At 72.2% G+C, this 18,076-nt stretch carries 18 protein-coding genes and 1 riboswitch; of the genes, 5 read left to right on the plus strand and 13 right to left on the minus strand.

What is annotated here, in order from left to right; translation table 11 throughout:
* The first annotated feature begins 288 nt into the window (after positions 1 to 288).
* Positions 289 to 1,503, plus strand: coding sequence for a helix-turn-helix domain-containing protein (locus tag ACYVOO_RS06390; protein ID WP_461014652.1), 1,215 nt, complete (start codon positions 289 to 291; stop codon positions 1,501 to 1,503).
* Positions 1,500 to 2,027: a flavoprotein gene (locus ACYVOO_RS06395; RefSeq protein ID WP_461014653.1), complete on the plus strand. Its 528-nt coding sequence runs from the start codon at positions 1,500 to 1,502 to the stop codon at positions 2,025 to 2,027. Before ACYVOO_RS06390 ends, ACYVOO_RS06395 begins: the two co-directional genes overlap by 4 nt.
* Before the next feature lie 355 nt (positions 2,028 to 2,382).
* Here ACYVOO_RS06395 and ACYVOO_RS06400 read toward each other — a convergent pair whose 3' ends face one another.
* A complete protein-coding gene (locus ACYVOO_RS06400) occupies positions 2,383 to 3,483 on the minus strand; it encodes a glycoside hydrolase family 6 protein (protein WP_461014654.1) in 1,101 nt (366 codons plus the stop codon).
* A gap of 429 nt (positions 3,484 to 3,912) precedes the next feature.
* Positions 3,913 to 4,053, plus strand: a riboswitch (cobalamin riboswitch).
* Positions 4,054 to 4,085: 32 nt separating this feature from the next.
* Here ACYVOO_RS06400 and ACYVOO_RS06405 point away from each other — a divergent pair.
* Entirely contained in the window at positions 4,086 to 4,313 is a 228-nt protein-coding gene (locus tag ACYVOO_RS06405; protein WP_453345659.1) for a CbtB domain-containing protein, read from the plus strand.
* A 16-nt stretch (positions 4,314 to 4,329) separates the two neighbouring features.
* Positions 4,330 to 5,241, plus strand: a complete 912-nt coding sequence (locus tag ACYVOO_RS06410; protein ID WP_461014655.1) for a CbtA family protein — start codon at positions 4,330 to 4,332, stop codon at positions 5,239 to 5,241.
* Between the two features lie 107 nt (positions 5,242 to 5,348).
* On the opposite strand, the gene ACYVOO_RS06415 is transcribed toward ACYVOO_RS06410, so the two are convergent.
* The 12 genes from ACYVOO_RS06415 to ACYVOO_RS06470 form a co-directional block, all read right to left on the minus strand.
* Positions 5,349 to 6,350 carry an NAD-dependent epimerase/dehydratase family protein gene (locus ACYVOO_RS06415; RefSeq protein WP_461014656.1) on the minus strand — a complete coding sequence of 334 codons (1,002 nt, stop codon included), beginning with the start codon at positions 6,348 to 6,350 and terminating at the stop codon, positions 5,349 to 5,351.
* A 94-nt stretch (positions 6,351 to 6,444) separates the two neighbouring features.
* The gene (locus ACYVOO_RS06420) at positions 6,445 to 7,161 is read right to left on the minus strand and encodes a class F sortase (protein ID WP_461014657.1); all 717 of its coding nucleotides are present in this window, start codon (positions 7,159 to 7,161) and stop codon (positions 6,445 to 6,447) included.
* The gene (locus tag ACYVOO_RS06425; RefSeq protein WP_461014658.1) at positions 7,158 to 7,934 is read right to left on the minus strand and encodes a hypothetical protein; all 777 of its coding nucleotides are present in this window, start codon (positions 7,932 to 7,934) and stop codon (positions 7,158 to 7,160) included. Before ACYVOO_RS06425 ends, ACYVOO_RS06420 begins: the two co-directional genes overlap by 4 nt.
* 153 nt (positions 7,935 to 8,087) lie before the next feature.
* Positions 8,088 to 8,867 (minus strand): HAD-IIA family hydrolase, encoded by a 780-nt coding sequence (locus tag ACYVOO_RS06430; protein ID WP_453348798.1) that lies wholly within the window; start codon positions 8,865 to 8,867, stop codon positions 8,088 to 8,090.
* A gap of 118 nt (positions 8,868 to 8,985) precedes the next feature.
* Positions 8,986 to 10,080 carry a 2-aminoethylphosphonate ABC transporter substrate-binding protein gene (locus tag ACYVOO_RS06435; protein ID WP_461014659.1) on the minus strand — a complete coding sequence of 365 codons (1,095 nt, stop codon included), beginning with the start codon at positions 10,078 to 10,080 and terminating at the stop codon, positions 8,986 to 8,988.
* A gap of 60 nt (positions 10,081 to 10,140) precedes the next feature.
* Complete coding sequence (locus tag ACYVOO_RS06440) at positions 10,141 to 10,938, minus strand: ABC transporter permease (protein ID WP_461014660.1); 798 nt, start codon at positions 10,936 to 10,938, stop codon at positions 10,141 to 10,143.
* Positions 10,919 to 11,947 carry a 2-aminoethylphosphonate ABC transporter permease subunit gene (locus ACYVOO_RS06445; protein WP_461014661.1) on the minus strand — a complete coding sequence of 343 codons (1,029 nt, stop codon included), beginning with the start codon at positions 11,945 to 11,947 and terminating at the stop codon, positions 10,919 to 10,921. The genes ACYVOO_RS06440 and ACYVOO_RS06445 overlap by 20 nt, the downstream gene beginning before the upstream one ends.
* A complete protein-coding gene (locus ACYVOO_RS06450) occupies positions 11,940 to 13,274 on the minus strand; it encodes an ABC transporter ATP-binding protein (RefSeq protein WP_461014662.1) in 1,335 nt (444 codons plus the stop codon). Before ACYVOO_RS06450 ends, ACYVOO_RS06445 begins: the two co-directional genes overlap by 8 nt.
* Positions 13,274 to 13,942: a phosphonatase-like hydrolase gene (locus ACYVOO_RS06455; RefSeq protein WP_461014767.1), complete on the minus strand. Its 669-nt coding sequence runs from the start codon at positions 13,940 to 13,942 to the stop codon at positions 13,274 to 13,276. Before ACYVOO_RS06455 ends, ACYVOO_RS06450 begins: the two co-directional genes overlap by 1 nt.
* A 71-nt stretch (positions 13,943 to 14,013) precedes the next feature.
* Positions 14,014 to 15,150 carry a TIGR03364 family FAD-dependent oxidoreductase gene (locus tag ACYVOO_RS06460; protein ID WP_461014663.1) on the minus strand — a complete coding sequence of 379 codons (1,137 nt, stop codon included), beginning with the start codon at positions 15,148 to 15,150 and terminating at the stop codon, positions 14,014 to 14,016.
* Positions 15,151 to 15,340: 190 nt separating this feature from the next.
* Positions 15,341 to 16,099 (minus strand): GntR family transcriptional regulator, encoded by a 759-nt coding sequence (locus ACYVOO_RS06465; protein ID WP_461014664.1) that lies wholly within the window; start codon positions 16,097 to 16,099, stop codon positions 15,341 to 15,343.
* Positions 16,100 to 16,169: 70 nt separating this feature from the next.
* Entirely contained in the window at positions 16,170 to 17,105 is a 936-nt protein-coding gene (locus tag ACYVOO_RS06470) for a helix-turn-helix transcriptional regulator (RefSeq protein ID WP_461014665.1), read from the minus strand.
* Between the two features lie 200 nt (positions 17,106 to 17,305).
* On the opposite strand from ACYVOO_RS06470, the gene ACYVOO_RS06475 reads away from it, so the two are divergent.
* The gene (locus ACYVOO_RS06475; RefSeq protein ID WP_461014666.1) at positions 17,306 to 17,998 is read left to right on the plus strand and encodes an SDR family oxidoreductase; all 693 of its coding nucleotides are present in this window, start codon (positions 17,306 to 17,308) and stop codon (positions 17,996 to 17,998) included.
* The last annotated feature ends 78 nt before the right edge of the window (positions 17,999 to 18,076 follow it).

Below are 18,076 nucleotides of genomic sequence, written 5' to 3' on the forward strand. Positions count from 1 at the left end.
CAGCTTCACCGCACTGCTGCGACAGCACAGCGGCGAAGGTCTCTCACCTCCACTCGGAAAATCAGCGCCTCACGGCGCACGAATACCGCGTCCCAGTGAACCCCGGCGGGCTCCAGTACGGCGGCGACCCCGACGGGCGGGGACCAGGCATCAGAAGGGGGTGCCTCCGTTGACGTAAAAGTGGATCTCACGGCTACCCCTTCGCTACGTTCCGTATGTACGTGCAACGTAGAGCGAGGTACAACGGAGATGGGCACACAAAGTGTGTGCCTTGCTCAGGGGGTCACCATGGAAGCTGGGCGCATCGGCCGCCGTATCGCCTACTGGCGTGAGCGTCGTGGCTTCACCCAGGCCGACTTCGGACGCTACATGGGTCAGACGAAGCGTTGGGTGCAGGAACTAGAGGGCGGGCGCCGTCAAGGGGACCCGCGGCTCTCTGTCCTGATTCGCGCCTCCGAGATCCTCCGCGTCCCCCTGGAGCAACTGTTGATAGACGGCCCTCCTGATCCGCCACCTGCGACTACGCCTCCAGTTGAGATAGTCGGAGTCATCGACTCCATCTATCAGAGGCTGCCGGAAAGCGCGCCACTTCCGACAATGGAGCAGATGAGAAACCGCCTGGTGTATTGCTGTGCGGCGTACCAGGCGTGCCACTTCACCGCTCTTGGCCGTGACCTCCCAACGCTGATCAAGCAGGCGCAGCGCGCCGTGGACCTGGCGGGACCGGAAGCCATGGAGGCACACGCGCTGCATTCTCGGGTCCTGCAGCTCACCGCGTCACTGCTGCACAAGTACGGTGCCAGTACGGCGATCACCGCAGGCATCGTTGCAGATCGGGCACTGGCTGCCGCGAAGGCGGCTGGCTCTCCGGTCGCCATCGGAGCGGCCTCCCGCCAGGTAGCACGGAGCCTGGCTCACCAGCAGCAACCAGCAGCAGCAGCGGCGTTCGCCGTGGATGCCGCCCGCAGTCTCGGTCCCGACCTGACATCTGGCGGCCCGGAAGGTCTCTCCACGCTCGGGATGCTCTACCTCGTCGCGGCCACTGCCACATCCACCGCGCAGCGGTCGTTGAACGTGGTGGAGCGGGCGAGCGGGTACATCGCGCAGGCGGCGGAAGCGGCAGACCAGCAGGGTGTTGATCTCAACGCCGACTGGACGATGTTCGGTCCCACCAACGTGCTTCTGCACCGGGTGGACGTGGCTGCGCGCTTCGAGGACGGGTGGTCAGCGCTGGAGGCAGCGGACGAGATTGACGCCGTCGCGTTCGACGGGATGGCTCGGGAGCGCAAAGCGCAACACCTCATCACGATGGCACGCGCCAGCCTCTTGACACGGCGCAAGAATGCTGCCGTCGAGTCTCTTCTTGAGGCGGCTCGAATCGCTCCCGAAGAGGTAATCGGGCGACAGACCACGATGGAACTGGTGAAAGACGTGTTACGGGCAGTTCCCATGCCGAGCGAGAAGTTGCGCGAGCTGGGCCGTCAATGTGGACTCCCCGCATGACGATTCTGTATCTGATCTCATGCGCGGCTGGGCCCACTCGGTACGTCGATGAGGCGGTACGCCTCGCGCAGCAGGACGGCTGGGACGTGTGCCTGATCCTCACGCCCTCGGCCGCCCGCTGGCACGGGGAGCGGCTGCACGAACTGGAGGAACTGACCGGGCGCACGGTGCGGTCGCAGTACAAGCTCCCCTGGGAAAAAGACGCGCTGCCACCCGCCGACGCGATGCTGGTGGCGCCGATGACGACGACAAGCGCCTGCAAGTGGGCGGCAGGGATTACCGACACGGTGGCCCTGGGGCTCCCGGCCGAGGGCGTGCACCTGGGAGTACCGGTCGTCGCGGCCCCATTCTGGAGCACGGCTCTCGGCGCGCAACCAGCGGTGGACCGGGCCGTCGAGACACTGAGGGAGCAGGGCGTGCGGGTGGTGTTCGGGCCGGGCGAGCCACATCCACCGAAGCACGGCGACTCGCGCGGATTCCCGTGGCGGCTGGCCCTGGACGCGGTACGCAAGGCAGTCGGGTGACCGCCGCGTAACGCTGTGCGCAGGGCAAAAGCTGGCCACGACAGTAGCCTCGCGGTACAACCGACATCATCGATCCCGAGCAGCACGCCCCCCTCATCGAGAACCCGCAGGGCGAAGTGACGCAGAATGACGCATTCAGCGACTAGCATCCCAGGTCACGAAGGGTGCTCCCCGCACACGCGGGGGTGGTCCCCCGGGCTCGGTGTTTCCCCCGCCGTCGCAGGGGTGCTCCCCGCACGCGCGGGGGTGGTCCCCCCGACCGGCTCGCCGAGCGCTACCTCAACCGGTGCTCCCCGCACGCGCGGGGGTGGTCCCGCCGCATCACCGAGTGATCTGCTGACGACCGCCGGAAACGTCAGCCCTTCGTGTTGCGGGCCAGGTCCAGCGCGTACTCGGGCCACCACTCGCCCGCCTTCGGGCCGCCCTTGCACTCCCCGTCGGACTCGCCGGGGCGCTTGATCCACAGATAGGCGTCGACCAGCGGCTCGCCCGTCTTCGTGGTGGGCGCCTTGCCGAGGGCTCGGCCCTCGGGGTTGCACCACGCCTCCTCGTCGGCCGCCGCGTTCTCGACGGGGCCGTTGCCGTTGCGGCTGGTGTCCACGACGAACGGCTTGTTGCCGATCATCGGGGAGACCTTCTTGCCGTACGCCACGTTCGAGGCGGTGGTCTGGTAGTTGGAGACGTTCAGCGCGAAGCCGTCCGCCTTGTCGATGCCCGCGCGCCGCAGCGGCTCCACGAGACCGCCCGGATCGCGCACCCAGTCGGGGTTGCCCGCGTCCAGGTACACCTTGGTCTTCGACAGGCCCTTGAGCTTGGTCACGGCCTCGTTCAGCAGCGCGTACCGCTCGTCGTGGAACTCCTGGGGCGTGCAGCCCTCGGCCAGCAGGTGCGGGATCGCGTCCGGTTCGACGATCACCGTGGCCGCGCGGTCCCCGATGCCCTTGACGACCTTGTCGAGCCAGTCGCGGTAGGCGCCCGCGTCCGCCGCGCCGCCCTTCGAGTACTGGCCGCAGTCGCGGTGCGGGAGGTTGTAGAGCACGAGCAGCGCTTCGCGGTCGGCCTTGGCCGCGGCGCTGGTCAGCTTCTCCGTCTGGCCCTGGGGGTCTTCGGTGCCGACCCACTCGGCCACGGGCTGCTTCGCGATCTTGTCGATCAGCGCCGCCTCGTCGGCCTTGTCCGCGCCGCGGTACTCGGCGGCCTGACGCGCGGCGTTGCCCTGCGGGTTGACCCAGTACGGGGCGACGGACCTGGGCCGCTGCCCGGCCTCGCCCGACTTCTCGCCACCCCCGCCGGAACCACCGTCCGACGACGAGAAGCACCCGGCCAGCAGCAGCACAGCCCCCACGGCCGCGCCGCCCGCGACGCACCTCGTACGCGTACGGGTACGCGCACGAGTACGGGCGCCCGTACCCGGATGGGCACTCCCGCTCCTCCCGCCGGCGTAGTTGCCGTACATCCACTCCCCCTCGGCCGCACTGACCGGGAGACACTCCCCCGGCCCCCTGGAACACACCGGACCTGGCCATCGTGTCACAGGGCCACGCGCTGGCCGCGAAACTGTCGTGCAGCTGTTACGGGTGGCCGCCGCGGGCCTCCCGTGCCCCGGACCACGGCCTTACCCGCCCGTCAACTCGGCCTGAAACCAGGGGTGTAGGCCGGATCGTTGCGTGACGGGTCACGCGGGACGTTCTACGGTGACCCCGAGGCCCTGGACCCCGGCCTCGCACGCTCCCCTTCTCCGGGCCCCTTCCTCTCGCAGGCCCGGAGACAGGGACAAGGGTGCCCGGCCGGAGTCCTCCTGAGGGGGGAGTGGATCCCCGCCGGGCACCCCGCACAGGCCGTATTGACAGTGGACATGCCAGGCTGGGACTCTCCGAGCGGTACATATTCATACTGAGGCGACGGTGCGCAGGAACCCGGTGCGATTCCGGGACGGTCCCGCCACTGTGTCCGTGAGGCCGGGGCGCGCGCACGCCGCCCGGGGCCGCACGGGAGTCAGGAACTGACCTGTCGCTTCTCCGCCAACGGGGCGTGGAAACCCCAGGAGGAGGCACGCGGATGTCCCTGCACACCGCTCAACCGACCGCGACCGGTGCGGCCCTTCCCGAGGCCGATGTCACGATCCGCTCGCGCGATTGGCTCATCGCCGCCGCGGCGGCCATCGTCGCGCTGATCGCGCTCTACGCCGTCTTCGTCGACAACGGCAACATCATCTCGGCCACCGGCAGCTATCTGCACGAGTTCTCGCACGACGGCAGGCACCTCTTCGGCGCCCCCTGCCACTGACGGGACGCCTGCGCACATGACACCCGCATCCTCATCACCGGCTTCCCCTTCACCGCCCGTTTCCTCCCCTTCTACGTCTTCTCACCCTTCTCCCGTCTCGTCGGCGTCGGCCCCGTATCCGCTGCTGCCCCTGCTGCGCAGAGGGCTCGCGGCCGGTGGCGTGGCCGGGCTGCTCTCGGGGCTCTTCTCGCTGCTCCTCGCCGAGCCCCTGATGGACAGGGCGATCGGGCTGGAGGAGAAGCGCGCGGCTGCCGAGCACGCCCACGCGCACGGGGGCGGCGGGCAGGCGCACTCGCACGCGGCGGAGGCCGAGGAACTGTTCTCCCGTGGCACCCAGCACTTCGGCCTGGTGGTCACCGCCGTGGTCGTCGGGCTCGCCATCGGCGTCTTCTTCGCCCTGGCGTATGTGCTCGTCCACCGCACCCGCACGCTCCACGACCGCCCCTGGGAGCGGGCGCTGACCCTCGCGGGCGCCGGGTTCCTCGCCCTGTCGCTGCTGCCCGCGCTGCGCTATCCCGCCAATCCGCCCGGCGTCGGCGACAGCGGCACCGTCTCCGAACGGCAGGCGCTGTGGGTCGCCGCGCTCGCCATCGGCGTGCTCGGCATGCTGCTGGCCTGGCAACTGCACGTACGGCTCGGCCGCGCGGGGCACGGCGCTCCGGTGCGCCAGCTCGCCGCGGCTGCCGCCGCGGCCGGCACGCTCGCGGTGCTCTTCCTGCTCCCTGGCAACCCCGACCCCGTGCCGGTGCCCGCGCCGCTGCTGTGGGACTTCCGGGTGCTCTCGCTGGCCTCGCACGTGCTGCTGTGGGCGGCGCTCGGCGTCACCTTCGGCGCGCTGGGGCTGCGCGCGGCACGTGCCGGACAGGGACAGGGTGCGCGGACCTCGCGGACCACGGCGGAGCCCGCCGGGGCGTCCGGGGACGCGTAACGGCACGTCGCACGCGGTGCCGTGGGGCGGTGAGCGGGGTACGTGGCCCGCTCACCGCCCTGCCCCGGCCCGCCCGTCGTCGGGCCCGGCCCGTCGGACGCGGCCCGTCAGGTGCGGGCGGCCAGGACGCGCGCCTCCCGGTCCGGATCCAGCCCGGCCCGCCAGCCGTCCCGCACGGGCGGCGGCCCGTCCAGGCCCCGCAGCCACTCCCACGTCGCCGCCACGGTGTCCGCGACGGGACGGCAGCGCAGCCCTGCGGCCAGCGCCCTGGACACATCGCCCCCGAACAGCGCGTCCCACTGCTCCCCCGGCGGGGCCCAGACGGGCAGCTCGGTCCACGGCTCGACGCCCGCCGCGAGGATGGTCTCCGGAGCGGTCCAGCACAGTTCGGCGCCGGACCCCGTGACGCGTACGCACTCCTCCAGCAGCTCGCCCATGGTGGCGTGGCCCGGCGGGCTCACCAGGTTGTAAGGACCGCTCAGCCGCCGCTCCACCGCGTCGGCCGTCCAGCGGGCGAGGTCGCGCGCGTCGATGTACTGGAGGCCCAGATCCCGCGGTCCCGGAGCCAGTACCGGCCCGCCGCGCGCGATCCGCGCCAGCCACCAGGGCAGCCGCCCGAGGTTCTCGTACGGGCCGAGGACGAGCCCCGCGCGCACCAGCAGCGCCCGGTCGCCGAAGGCGTCCAGCGCGGCCAGTTCCCCGCCGCGCTTGGCCCGCGCGTAGGGCACGTCAGCGCCGTCGTCGCCGTCGTCCGGCGAGGCATCCAGCACGGGTCCGTCCTCGTCCAGTCCCAGCGCGACCGGTGGCGCGTAGACCGAGCGGCTGGAGACGTACACGTACCGGTCCACGCGGTCCGCGAGCAGCCGCGCCGCGTCCCGTACCGCCGACGGGGCCCACGACCAGGTGTCGACGACGGCGTCCCACTCCCCCTCGGCCAGGGTCGTCAGGCCGTCCTCCGTGCCGTGCCGGTCCCCGCGCAGGGCCGTGACGCCGGGCGGGGGCGTGTGGCGTCCCCGGTGGAAGACGGTCACCTCCCAGCCCCGTGACAGCGCCTCCTCGGCGACAGCGCGCCCCACGAACTCCGTACCGCCCAATAACAGAAGTCTCATGCACCGACTTTCCCCTCCCGCGTCCCCTCGCGGAACCGCCGCACGCTCACAGCGCAATCGGGGAAGCGGAGGGCCGAGGTCAGGGAGTCGGGGTTCAGGAGCCGGCGGGGGTGCCGCGCGAACCGGTGAGGTAGGCGGAGACGACGACGTTGGAGGTGTAGGCCCGCCGTTCGTGGTCGAAGGCGCCGCCGCAGGTGAGCAGGCGGAGTTCGGACCGGCCGCGCACGGCGGGCCCGTAGACCTCGCGCGCGTCGAAGTCCTCGTGGCGCACGACCTTCGTCCGCTCGACGGTGAACTCGGCGACGGTGCCGTCCGACCTGGTGACCTCGATCCTCGTGCCCCGGTCGGCGCTGCTGAGCCCGTAGAAGACGGCCTTGTGCCGCTCGGTGTCCACATGCCCGACGATCAGCGAGGCGCCCCGGGCGCCCGGTACGGGTCCGGCGCCGTACCAGCCCGCGAGCCCCGGCCTGCTGTACGGGGGTGCCGCTATGCCGCCGTGCCCTTCGACGCCGCGCGCGATCACGGGGGCGCGGACACCGAGGGCGCCGATGCGCAGCTTCACAGGGCGTGGTGTGCCAGGGAGCGGATCGTGGGCCGCGGGCAGGCGCTGGGTTCCGGCGGCGGCGCCACGGGTGCGGGAGTCGTCGCCGAACACGGCGCCGCTCCGCCCGCCTTCGGTCAGCTCGCGCCCCCACAGCCACAGCCCGAGCAGCAGCACGGCCCAGGCCACGCCCGTGGTGAGCCTGCTCCGGGCCGACGTCCTGGGCTCGCCGTCCGGGGTGTCCGGGGGCAGCTCGGACGCCGGGCTCACGAGTCCGCTTCGGCCGCTCGGTCGGCCGCGCCGCGTGCGTTGCTTGTGTCGGTGCCCGTGTCGGGCGGGAGGGGGCTCGTCGCGGGCCCCGTCGCAGGATGCGCATCCGGTGCGGGCGTGGGCGTGGTGTTCCGGTACTCGGCACGCCGTCGTCGGAGCGCGAGCGCGGCGCCCGCCACCATCAGCGCGGCCCCGGCCGCGAACACCGGCCAGGCCGCCTGGGTGAGCGGTCCGGGGCGCGTGCCCTCGTCCGCCATGGCGCCGCCGCCTGCCCGTACGGGTGCGGAGGGCGAGGGGGGCGGGCCCGGCGCGGGCGCGGCATCGTCGACGGTGACGGAGCCCCTGGCCACCCGGCCCCCGTCGCAGGAGACCGTGACGCCGTGTGCGCCCTGTTCCGCCGAGGCGCTGAGCGTGGCACGCGCGGTGAGTCCGCCGTCGGCGGCGAGCCGCAGGGGCGCGTCGTCGGCGAAGGCGGGGGAACGGGCGAGGCCCGTGTCGTCCCCGCAGCCGTCGACGTGGACATCGACCTCGCCGCCGGGACGTGCCGAGGGCGGGTTGACCAGCGCCGGACCCGGGCGCGAGGCGTGCGGGGCGCTCGGAGCATGCGGGGCGCCCTCGCCGTCCGCGAACGCGGTGCCCTGCGCGAGGCCGAGCGACGTGCCCAGCGCCGCCGTGGCCAGGAGCGCGAGGGCGAGGGGGTGTTGGGCCGCGGTGAGCGTGCGCGTGCGCGGGGTGCCGTCGGCGGCGGGGGTGGACGTGAGGTCGCTCCGCATGGTGAACCTCCGGGTCGGTCACTCCCGACGGTCCCCGCGCCCGCGCCCCTCCGCATCCGGAGAGGCCGCTTACTACTCCGTACGGTGACGTCCGCTCACGCCCTCACGCGGCCCGCGCCGTCCACCGTCCGGCACCTGCCGCCCCGCGTCCGCTCAGACGCGGTCCACCAGGTCGGCGATCGAGTCGACGACGGTCGTCGGGCGGTACGGGAAGGTGTCCACCTCGTCGGGTGCCGTGAGCCCTGTCAGCACGAGGAAGGTCTCCAGGCCCGCCTCCATCCCGGCCCGTACGTCGGTGTCCATGCGGTCGCCGATCATGGCGGAGGTCTCGGAGTGCGCCCCGATGGCGTTCAGCCCGGCGCGCATCATCAGCGGGTTGGGCTTGCCGACGAAGTACGGGTGCCGTCCCGTGGCCTTGGTGATCAGCGCGGCGACGGACCCGGTGGCGGGCAGCGCGCCCTCGGCGGAGGGGCCGGTCTCGTCCGGGTTGGTGGCGATGAAGCGGGCGCCCGCGTTGATGAGGCGGATGGCCTTGGTCAGCGCCTCGAAGCTGTAGGTGCGGGTCTCGCCCAGGACGACGTAGTCCGGCTCGGTGTCGGACAGCACGTACCCGATGTCGTGCAGCGCGGTGGTCAGCCCGGCCTCGCCGATGACATACGCGGTGCCGCCGGGGCGCTGGTCGTCCAGGAACTGGGCCGTGGCCAGCGCCGAGGTCCAGATGTTGGCGACGGGCACGTCCAGGCCGATGCGGCCGAGGCGGGCGTGGAGGTCGCGGGGCGTGTAGATCGAGTTGTTCGTCAGCACGAGGAACGGCCTGCCGGACTCCTTCAGCCGCTTGAGGAAGGCGTCCGCTCCGGGAACCGGAACGCCCTCGTGCATCAGCACACCGTCCATGTCGGTGAGCCATGACTCGATCGGCTTGCGCTCTGCCACGTGACGGCTCCTGCCAGGTCTCGTCGGGGCCTGCCGGTGGGTCCGGCCGCGCGATCAGCCTAACCGCCACGGCCGGACCCGTGCGCCGGGGACGCCGGTCCCGTGCGCCCGGGGCGCGTCAGGAGCCCGTGGCGGACTTCCAGGCGTCGATGTACGCGTCGAGGTTCTTCTCGACGTCCTCCCAGTCGGGCCGGAAGATCTCCACGCCCTTCATGAGGGAGGCCAGCTCGGTGGCGTTCTCGTCGGTGGCCTTCACATCCGTACGCGCGGAGAAGCCGCCGCCCACCGAGGAGACGTCGCGCTGTGCCTGCTCGCTCAGCAGGAAGTCGAGCAGCTTCTTGCCGTTGGCCGAGTTCGGAGCACCCTTGACGAGGCCGGCCGCGTAGGGGAGCGCGAAGGTGGTGGGCTTCGCGTTCTCGTCCTTGGCGGGGAACCAGATGCCGAGGTTCGGCATGGACTTGGCCTGGGCGTAGTTCATCTGCACATCGCCGTTGGCGACGAGCAGTTCGCCCTTGTCCAGCTTGGGGGCCAGCTTGCTGGTGGAGGACGAGGGGCCGACGTTGTTCTTCTGGAGCTTGCCGAGGTACTCCATGGCGGGCTTCTCGCCGCCCATGTCGTGCATCGCCTTGACCAGGAGCGCGGTGCCGTCGCCCGCGACGCCGGGGGTGGAGTACTGGAGCTTGTCCTTGTACTTGGCGTCCAGCAGGTCGTCCCAGGTCTTCGGCGCCTCCGCTTTCCCCTCCGGCAGCTCCTTGGTGTTGTGGATGAAGCCGAAGTAGTTCTTGACGACGCTGGTCCAGGTGCCGTCGGCGGCCTTGTCGCCCTCGGCGACGTTCTCGGCGCCCTTGGGCGTGTACTTCTCCAGCAGGCCCTGGCTGTCGGCCTGCTGGATGAAGGGCGGCAGGGTCACCATGACGTCGGCCTGGGTGTTGCTCTTCTCGCGGACGGCGCGCTGCACCATCTCGCCGGAGCCGCCCTCGACGTACTCGACCTTGATGCCGGTCTCCTTCTCGAACTCCTTGAACTGCTTGTCGTACCAGCCGTCGCCCTTGTCCCCCTTGAGGCCGTCGGCGCTGTAGACGGTGACGGTCCTGCCGTCGGAGGCGGCGGAGCCTGTGCCTCCGCATCCGGTGAGCGTGACGGTGAGGGCGAGCGCGCCGACCGCCGCGGCGGTGAGCGTGGATGTGGACGTGCGCGTGGTGTGGCGGGGCATGGCAAAGGGCTCCTTAGGAGGGAGGGAGGGAGGGAGGGAAGAACGCGGGGCGGCAGCGCCTCAGCGGTACGACGCCTTCGTACGGACGCGGGACACTGCCAGCAGCACCAGCAGCGTCGTCGCCATCAGGACGACCGCTACCGCCGAGCCGGTGAAGAGGGAGCCACGGTCGGTGGCGGCGAAGATCTGGACGGGCAGGGGCATCCAGTCGGGCGGGTAGAGCATCATCGTGGCGCTCAGCTCGCCCATGGACAGCGCGAAGCAGAGCCCGGCCGCCGCGTTGAGGGACGGCAGCAGCAGTGGGAGCTTCACCCGCCACAGGACGTACGTCGGGCGCGCGCCGAGGGAGGCTGCGGCCTGCTCGTAGGCGGGGTCGAGGCGGCTGACGGCGGCGGAGACGGACTGGAACGCGAACGCGGTCACGAGCACCGTGTGCGCGAGGATCACGATCCAGCGGGTGCCGTTGAGGGTCACCGGCGGCTTGCTGTAGGCGACGAGCACGGCCAGCCCGACGACCACCGAGGGCACCGCGACCGGCAGCATGAACAGCGCGTCCAGCACCCGTCGCAGCCGCCTGCCCATCGACGCCGCTGCCAGCGCGGCCCAGGTGCCGACGACGAGCGCGACGAGGCTGGCGCCGACGGCGGTCTGGAGGCTGACGCCGAGCGCGGCGAGGGACTCGCCGCGGGTGGCCGCCTCGTAGTGGGCGAGGGTGGCCCCCGAGGGGAAGGCTCCGCTCCAGTTGGTGGAGAAGGACGCGACGGCGATCACCAGCAGGGGCGTCGCGAACAGCGGCACGAACAGCACCGCGAACAGCGCCCAGGCGGCCCAGCGTCCCTTACGGCTGTGGACGAGCACGGCGTCCGCTCCCTTCTGCCCCGGCTCCGGTTCCGGTTCCGGTTCCGGTTCCGGATCCCGCTGCGGCGCGCGCCGCGACGGCGCGGTAGAGGGCGTAGAGCCCCACCGAGATGGCGACGTTGACGGTGGCGACCACGCAGGCGGCGACGTAGTCGGATTCGAGGATCGCCTTGCTGTAGACGAGCATCGGCAGCGTGACGACGTCCTTGGCGCCGGTGAACAGCACGATCGCGAACTCGTTCAGGCACAGGACCAGGACCAGGCTGCCGCCCGCCATCAGCGCGGGGTACGCCTCGGGCAGGATCACGGTCCGCACGATCCGCAGCGGGCGCGCGCCCAGCGAGGAGGCGACCTCCAACTGCGCCGTTTCGAGCTGCGAGAACGCGGCGAGAAGCGGACGCATCACGAAGGGCGTGAAGTAGGTGACCTCGGCCAGCAGCACGCCCCAGGGCGTCGTCAGGAAGTGGAACGGTCCCTCGCTCGCCCCCGTGGCGCCGGTCCAGAGGCCGTTGGCCATGCCGACGGAGCCGTAGATGAACAGCAGCGCGAGCGTGATGAGGAAGGAGGGGAAGGACAGGAAGACGTCGATGAACTTCGCGACCGCCCTGCTCCCTGGGAACGGCACGAAGGCGACCACGAGCGCGAGGACGAAGCCCAGCACGAGGCAGCCGACGGTGGCCCCCGCCGCGATCCACACGGTGGTGACCAGGGCCTCCCTGAAGGCCGCGGAGGAGAACACCTCCCCGTACGGGGCGAGGGAGGTGCCGCCGCCGTCGGGCGAGACGGACTGCACGACGACGAGGACGAGCGGATAGAGGAAGACGACCACGAGGACGGCGACGGGCGGCAGGGCCCACAGCGCGGCCGGAACGGACGGAACGGTGGGTGCGCCGCGCCGCGCGGCGGGGGCGGCGCGTTGGCCGTCGGCCCGGTCGGGCGCGTCGGGGGACCGCTCGGCGAGCGCGGTCGCGGTCGCCGATGCGGTCGCTGTCGCGGTCGGCTCAGCCATGGATCAGCACCCCGTCCTCGGCCGCGAAGGAGAGGGTGACCTCGTCGCCGAGCGCGGGCGGTGTCCGCAGTTCCCGCACCTCGGCGGTCACCTCGTGGCCTCCCACGTCCGCGGTGACCCGGTGCGTGGCACCGCGCCACTGGAGCCCGGTCACGGTGCCGCGCAGCGTGTTGGGCCCCTGCGGCGCTCCGGGGCCGTCCAGCGAGACGAGGTGGGGGCGCACGCACAGGGTGGCGGTATGCCCGTCGGAGAGGCCGGGCCCGGCTGCCTGGGCGCCCCCGGCGATCTCCAGGGGCACGTCGCCGAACAGCACCGTGCTCCCGGGGCCGCCGGTGACCGGCAGCAGGTTCGCGCTGCCGACGAAGGACGCCGTGAACGCGCAGCGCGGCTCCCGGTACAGCCGCTGCGGCGTGCCGACGTCCTGGAGCCGCGCCCTGTCCATGACGGCGATGCGGTCGGCGAGGGTCAGCGCCTCGACCTGGTCGTGGGTGACGTAGAGGATCGAGACGTCGGGCAGTTCGCGGTGCAGCCGCGCGAGTTCGGCCAGCATTCCCGAGCGCAGTTGCGCGTCGAGCGCGGACAGCGGCTCGTCGAGGAGCAGCACGTCGGGGCGGATGGCCAGCGCCCGCGCGATGGCGACGCGCTGCTGCTGCCCGCCCGAGAGCGCGCGCGGGTAGCGCTGTGCGTACGCGCTCATGCCCGTCATCTCCAGCGCTTCGGCGACCCGGCCCGCGATCTCGCCGCGCGGCACCTTCTGGGCCTTGAGGCCGAACGCGACGTTGTCGGCGACGCGCATGTGCGGGAAGAGCGCATACTGCTGCACGACCATGCCGACGCCGCGCCGGTGCGGCGGCAGGTCCGTGACGTCGCGGTCGCCGAGCCACACCCGCCCCGACGCGGGCCGCACGAAGCCCGCGACGGCGCGCAGCGCGGTCGTCTTGCCCGAGCCCGAGGGGCCGAGCAGCGCCATGACCTCGCCGGGCTCGACGGTGAGGTCGAAGGTGTCGAGGACGACGGTGCCGCCGTAGGCGACGGTGACCTCGTCGAACCGGATGCCCGCGCGGGCGCCCGCGCTCCTGGAGGTGACGGCCGGGGGCGTGGCGGTGTCGGTGGCAGTGGCGGTTGCGGCTGCGGTTGTCCGGGCGGTCGCCCGAGCCGTGCCGGTCGCCGTGTCCGCGTCAGCGCCCGTGCCCGTGCCCGTAACGGCGCCCTTGCCCACGTCAGCGCCCGTGCCCGTGCCCGTAACGGCGCCCTTGCCCACGTCGGCGCCCGTGCCCGCGTCGGCGCCCGTGCCCGCGTCGGCGCCCGTGTCCGTGGCCCGCCTCATCACCGCACCCCGCACAGCTCCGGCAGCTCCGCGACGGAGCCGAGCACATGCGTGGCTCCGGCCTCGCTGAGCTGCCCCTTGTCGTGGGCGCCGGTCAGGACGCCCGCGACGACGCTCGCGCCCGCGCGGCGCCCGGAGAGCATGTCGTACGCGGTGTCCCCGGCGACGGCGACCTCGCGCACGTCGTCCGCTGCGCCCGTGCGCAGCAGCGCCGCGAGCACCATGTCGGGGTACGGACGGCCGCGCCCGCCCGCGTCGGCGGGGCACAAGGTCAGCGCAACCAGGTCGCGCCAGCCGAGCGCGGCGAGGATCGCGTCCTGCGTCGTACGGGCGAAGCCCGTCGTCAGCACGACGGTCAGCCCCGCGTCGCGCAGCCGCTCGATCGCCTCCCTGGCGCCTGGCAGCGGGGCGCAGTGCCCGGCGTCGACCAGCTCTCCGTAGGCGCGCTCGAACTCGGCGTTGGCCCGTCGTGCCTTCTCCTCCTCGCCGAAGAGGTGCCGGAAGACGGAGATCTTGGACTCGCCCATCGTCGCCCGCACATAGGCGAGCTTCTCCTCGTGGTCCGGGGTGCCGGGCTCGACGCCCAGACGCTGGGCCGCCTCCCCGAAGGCGCGCTCCACGAGCCCGCCGTCGGCGACGGTGGTGCCCGCCATGTCCAGCACGACCAGCTTGACGCGCCCGGTGCCGTCCTTGTCGCTGCCGCCGCCGCTGCCGCTGCTGCCGCTCTCGGTCAACTTCCTCACCATCCCAGTGCGTTCGCGGTGTCCTCGGCTATCGCCGGGGAGCAGGTCATGCCGCGCCCGCCGGGCCCGGTGACCAGCCATGATTCGGTGCCCTCGCGCAGCCGCTGCCGGTGCACGACGCGCTCGCGGTCCGTGCACTGCGCGTACACGCCCGCCCAGCGCCGCCGCACGGGGGGCAGTTCGCGCCCGAGCAGGTCCTCGACCACCCGCTTCAGATGCCCGTAGGGCTCCTCGTCGACGTCGAAGGCGAAGGGCGTCTCGTACTCGTGGGTGTCGCCGATGGTCAGCGAGCCGTCGCGGCGCTGGACCATCAGCAGTTGCATCTTGTGCGCGGCGGCGACGGGCCGCTGCGGCTGGGCGGCGGCGAGCGCGTCGAGCGCGGCGCCGCCGTAGGCCGGGTAGTAGCGGAAGCTGTCCGCGTCGGCGACGGAGGTGGTCAGCTCCTCGTCCAGCGGCTCGGTCTGCATCATCTGGAGGCGCACGCGGCGCACGGGCACCTCGCCCGCCAGTTCGCGCACCATCCCGCCCAGCCAGGCACCGGTGCACAGGACGACCGCGTCGCCCTCGTGCACCTCGCCGCGGTCGTCGCGGACGGCCGCGAGCCGCTCGGGGACCACGCCGCGCACCTCGCGTCCGCCGAGGAAGGTGTAGCGGCCCGAGGCACGCAGCGCGTCCTGGAGCGCGCGCTGCGCGGTGCGCGGCTCGACGGCGGCGTCCCGTTCGCACCACAGGGCTCCCAGCACCGACCGGCCGCGCAGCGCCGGGTTGAGGGCTCGGGTCTCCTCGGCCGTCAGCAGCTTGTAGCCGCGCTCGGCCGCGTCCGTACGCGACGCCGCCGCCTCGGCGACGGCCAGTTCGGCCTCGTTCGTGACGACGGTGAGCGATCCGTTGGGGCGGAAGCCCAGGCCAGGGACGCGTCCGCCGATCTCCTCCCACAGGGTGCGGGCCCGCAGCGCGGTCTCCAGCTCGGGCCCTTCGGCGCGACCGCCGACCCAGACGAGCCCGAAGTTGCGCACGGAGGCGCCGCGCGCCTGCTCCTCGCGCTCGATGTGGACGACCTCGTGGCCGCGTTCTACTGCCTGCCAGGCGTGCATGGTGCCCAGCACGCCCGCTCCGACGACTATGACTCGCATGACAGGAACGCTCCCGGCGGCGCGTGTACCGCTCAGGACCTCCCGGCAACGCGACGGTTAACTGATCGTCAATCTTGGCCCAGACCCGTTATATCCTCGTTACCTGCGTCGGGTGGCTGCGTTCGGGCTGGTCAGCGGCTCGTCAGCCGGAAAAGCGGGGCGGAGGGCCGGGCGGAGCGCTCAGTTCCTGTCAGTTCCCGTCGCCCAGGTGTGTGGTGAAACTGAACCGGTCGCCTCGGTAGAGGCTGCGCACCCGCTCCAGTGGACGGCCCTCGGTGTCCCGCGAGAGCCGGTGGATCAGCAGCATCGGCAGCGCTGGCGAGGTGCCGACGAGCAGCGCCTCGCGCGGCGTCGCGAGCACCGTCTCCAGCCGCTCGTCCGCGTCGCCGAAGCGGATGCCGACCCGCTCGCTGAGGTACCCGTAGAAGGAGGAGTCGGGGTCGAAGTCCCGCTCCAGGTCCGGCACGCGCTCCACCGCGATGTACGTGCTCTCGATGCCCACCCGCTCGTCGTCCGCGAGCAGCACCCGCTCCATGTGCCAGACCGGAGTGCCGCGTTCGACGGCCAGTTCCCCCGCCAGCCGCTCGGGGCACGGGTGCCGCTCCAGGCCGATGAGGTGACGGCCCGGGACGCGGCCCTGCTTCCGTACGCCCTCCGTGTAGCTGGCCAGCGACAGCGGCTGCGCCAGCTTCGGCCCGGCGACGACCGTCCCGCGCCCCGCACGGCGCAGCCGCCCCTCCAGCACCAGTTCGCGGAGCGCCTGCCGCACCGTCTCGCGGGAGACCTCGAAGCGCACGGCGAGATCGCGCTCGGTCGGCAGGGTGCCGCCCTCGCCCAGCTCGTCGAGGAGCGGGACGATCTTCGCCTTCACCGCGTAGTACTTCGGGACCCGCCCGTGCTCGGGTATACCGGCGCGGACGGGAGCGCTGCTGTCGTACGGAATATCCACAGCGGCATCTTTTCAGGCCACGGCATGCGCGGACGCGGGCGCCGCGCCACCCGCGCGGTGAAGCGTGAGGTCAGCGGGGCGGGCTGACCGGTTCCGCGTCCGCGGGTGAGGTCTGCGGCGCTGTCCAACTGGCGAGGACTTTGAGGCGGTCCTCCGAGGCGGTGCCGGGCTCGGCCGTGTAGATGATCAGGTCGTGGACGGCCCGTTGAGGCAGCGGGAGGTCCAGGGAGCGGAAGGTCAGCTCCAGGCGGCCGACTTCGGGATGGTTCAGCCGCTTGACGCCTTCGTGATGGATGCGGACGTCGTGGCTGGCCCACATGGTGCGGAAGTCGGCGCTGAGCGTGGACAGTTCACCCACCAGCTCACGCAGGGCCCGGTCGTGAGGTTCGCGTCCGGCTTCAGCGCGGAGCACCGCGACCGTGGCCCTCGCGCCCTCCTCCCAGTCGACGAAGAAGCCGGGGGAGCCGGGGTCGAGGAAGAAGTAGCGGGGGAAGTTGGCGCAGCCCCGGTCGCCGGTGGTGTCGCTGTCGAACATCGGCGAGTACAGGGCCCTGCACAGCGCATTGCTCGCGACGATGTCCAAACGGCCGGTGCGTACGAAGGCGGGGGCCATCGTCATGGAATCCACCATCCACTGGACGGGGGACGGGATCGTGACGTCCTTGCGGCGGGGCGACCCGCGGCGGGCGGGGCGAGCCGCTCTGGCCAGATCGAGCAGGTAGGTGCGCTCGTCCTCACTGAGGAGCAATGCCCGCGCGACCGCTTCCAGCACGTCCTCGGAGACGCCGCCGATGTGGCCCTTCTCCAGCCGCGTGTACCACTCGGTGCTCACACCGGCGAGGGCCGCGACCTCCTCGCGCCGTAGTCCCGGAACCCGGCGCCGTCGGCTGGTGGGCAGCCCGACCCGCTCCGGGGTGAGCTTGGCGCGTCGGCTGATGAGGAAGTCGCGGATGTCCGAGCGGTTGTCCGGGTGGCTCCCGGCGTGGTTTCCGGACGGGGGTTCCATTCGCCCACGGTACCCATGGTCCGGCCGACGGAGAGAGGTTGTGTTTATACCCCCCATAGACGCGACCTTGTCCGCCCCTGACGGCGCCGGTTTCGTGGGGTCGGCGGACTTGAACGGCACTCCTTCATCGCGGACCGCCGTACGCCGTCCCCCGTCCCCATCTCCATCCCCATCCCCATCCACGCTTCAGGAGCACGACCATGACCAGCAAGACCGTACTGATCACCGGCGCGACCAGCGGTATCGGCGCCCACACCGCACGGCTGCTCCTCGACCGCGGCCACCGCGTGGCCGTCACCGGCCGCGACGAGAGCAGACTGAAGACGTTCCTCGACGAGACCGGCCACCCAGACCGGCTGCTGGGCATGGTCGCGGACGCGGCGGACTGGCAGGCCACCGAGTCGGCCGTGACCCGCACCGTGGAGCGTTTCGGCGCCCTTGACGCGGCGGTGGCCAACGCCGGATTCATGTCCGGTGACTCCATCGGGGCCGGTGACCCGGCGCTGTGGTCGCCCATGGTCCTCACCAACGTCCTCGGCCCCGCCCTGCTGGCCCATGCCGCCCTGCCCCACCTTGAGCTCACTGGCGGACAGCTGGTGCTCATCGGCAGCGTCGCCGGGCTGAAGAACTCTCCCGCCAACCTCTACTCGGCCACCAAGTGGGCTACCACCGGACTCGCCGAGAACCTGCGCCTGCACGCCACGACCCGCGGCATCGGCGTCACTCTCGTCAACCCCGGCATGATCGACACCGCCTTCTGGCAAGGCGCCGGCGTTCCCTCCTTCGCCCTGCCTCCCCAGCCCGTCGCCGAGGCCATCCGCTTCGCCCTCGACCAGCCGACGGGCGTCGACCTCAACACCCTGACCATCCGGCCCATGGGCCAGCCCGTCTGACCGCGCTCGATCGCGGTGCCTGGGCATCGGCGGGGAGCGCCTGACGGCGGTTGCCGGGCAGGCGGCTGCTGCTCCTTG

It is taken from the genome of Streptomyces daliensis (genome assembly GCF_054782395.1).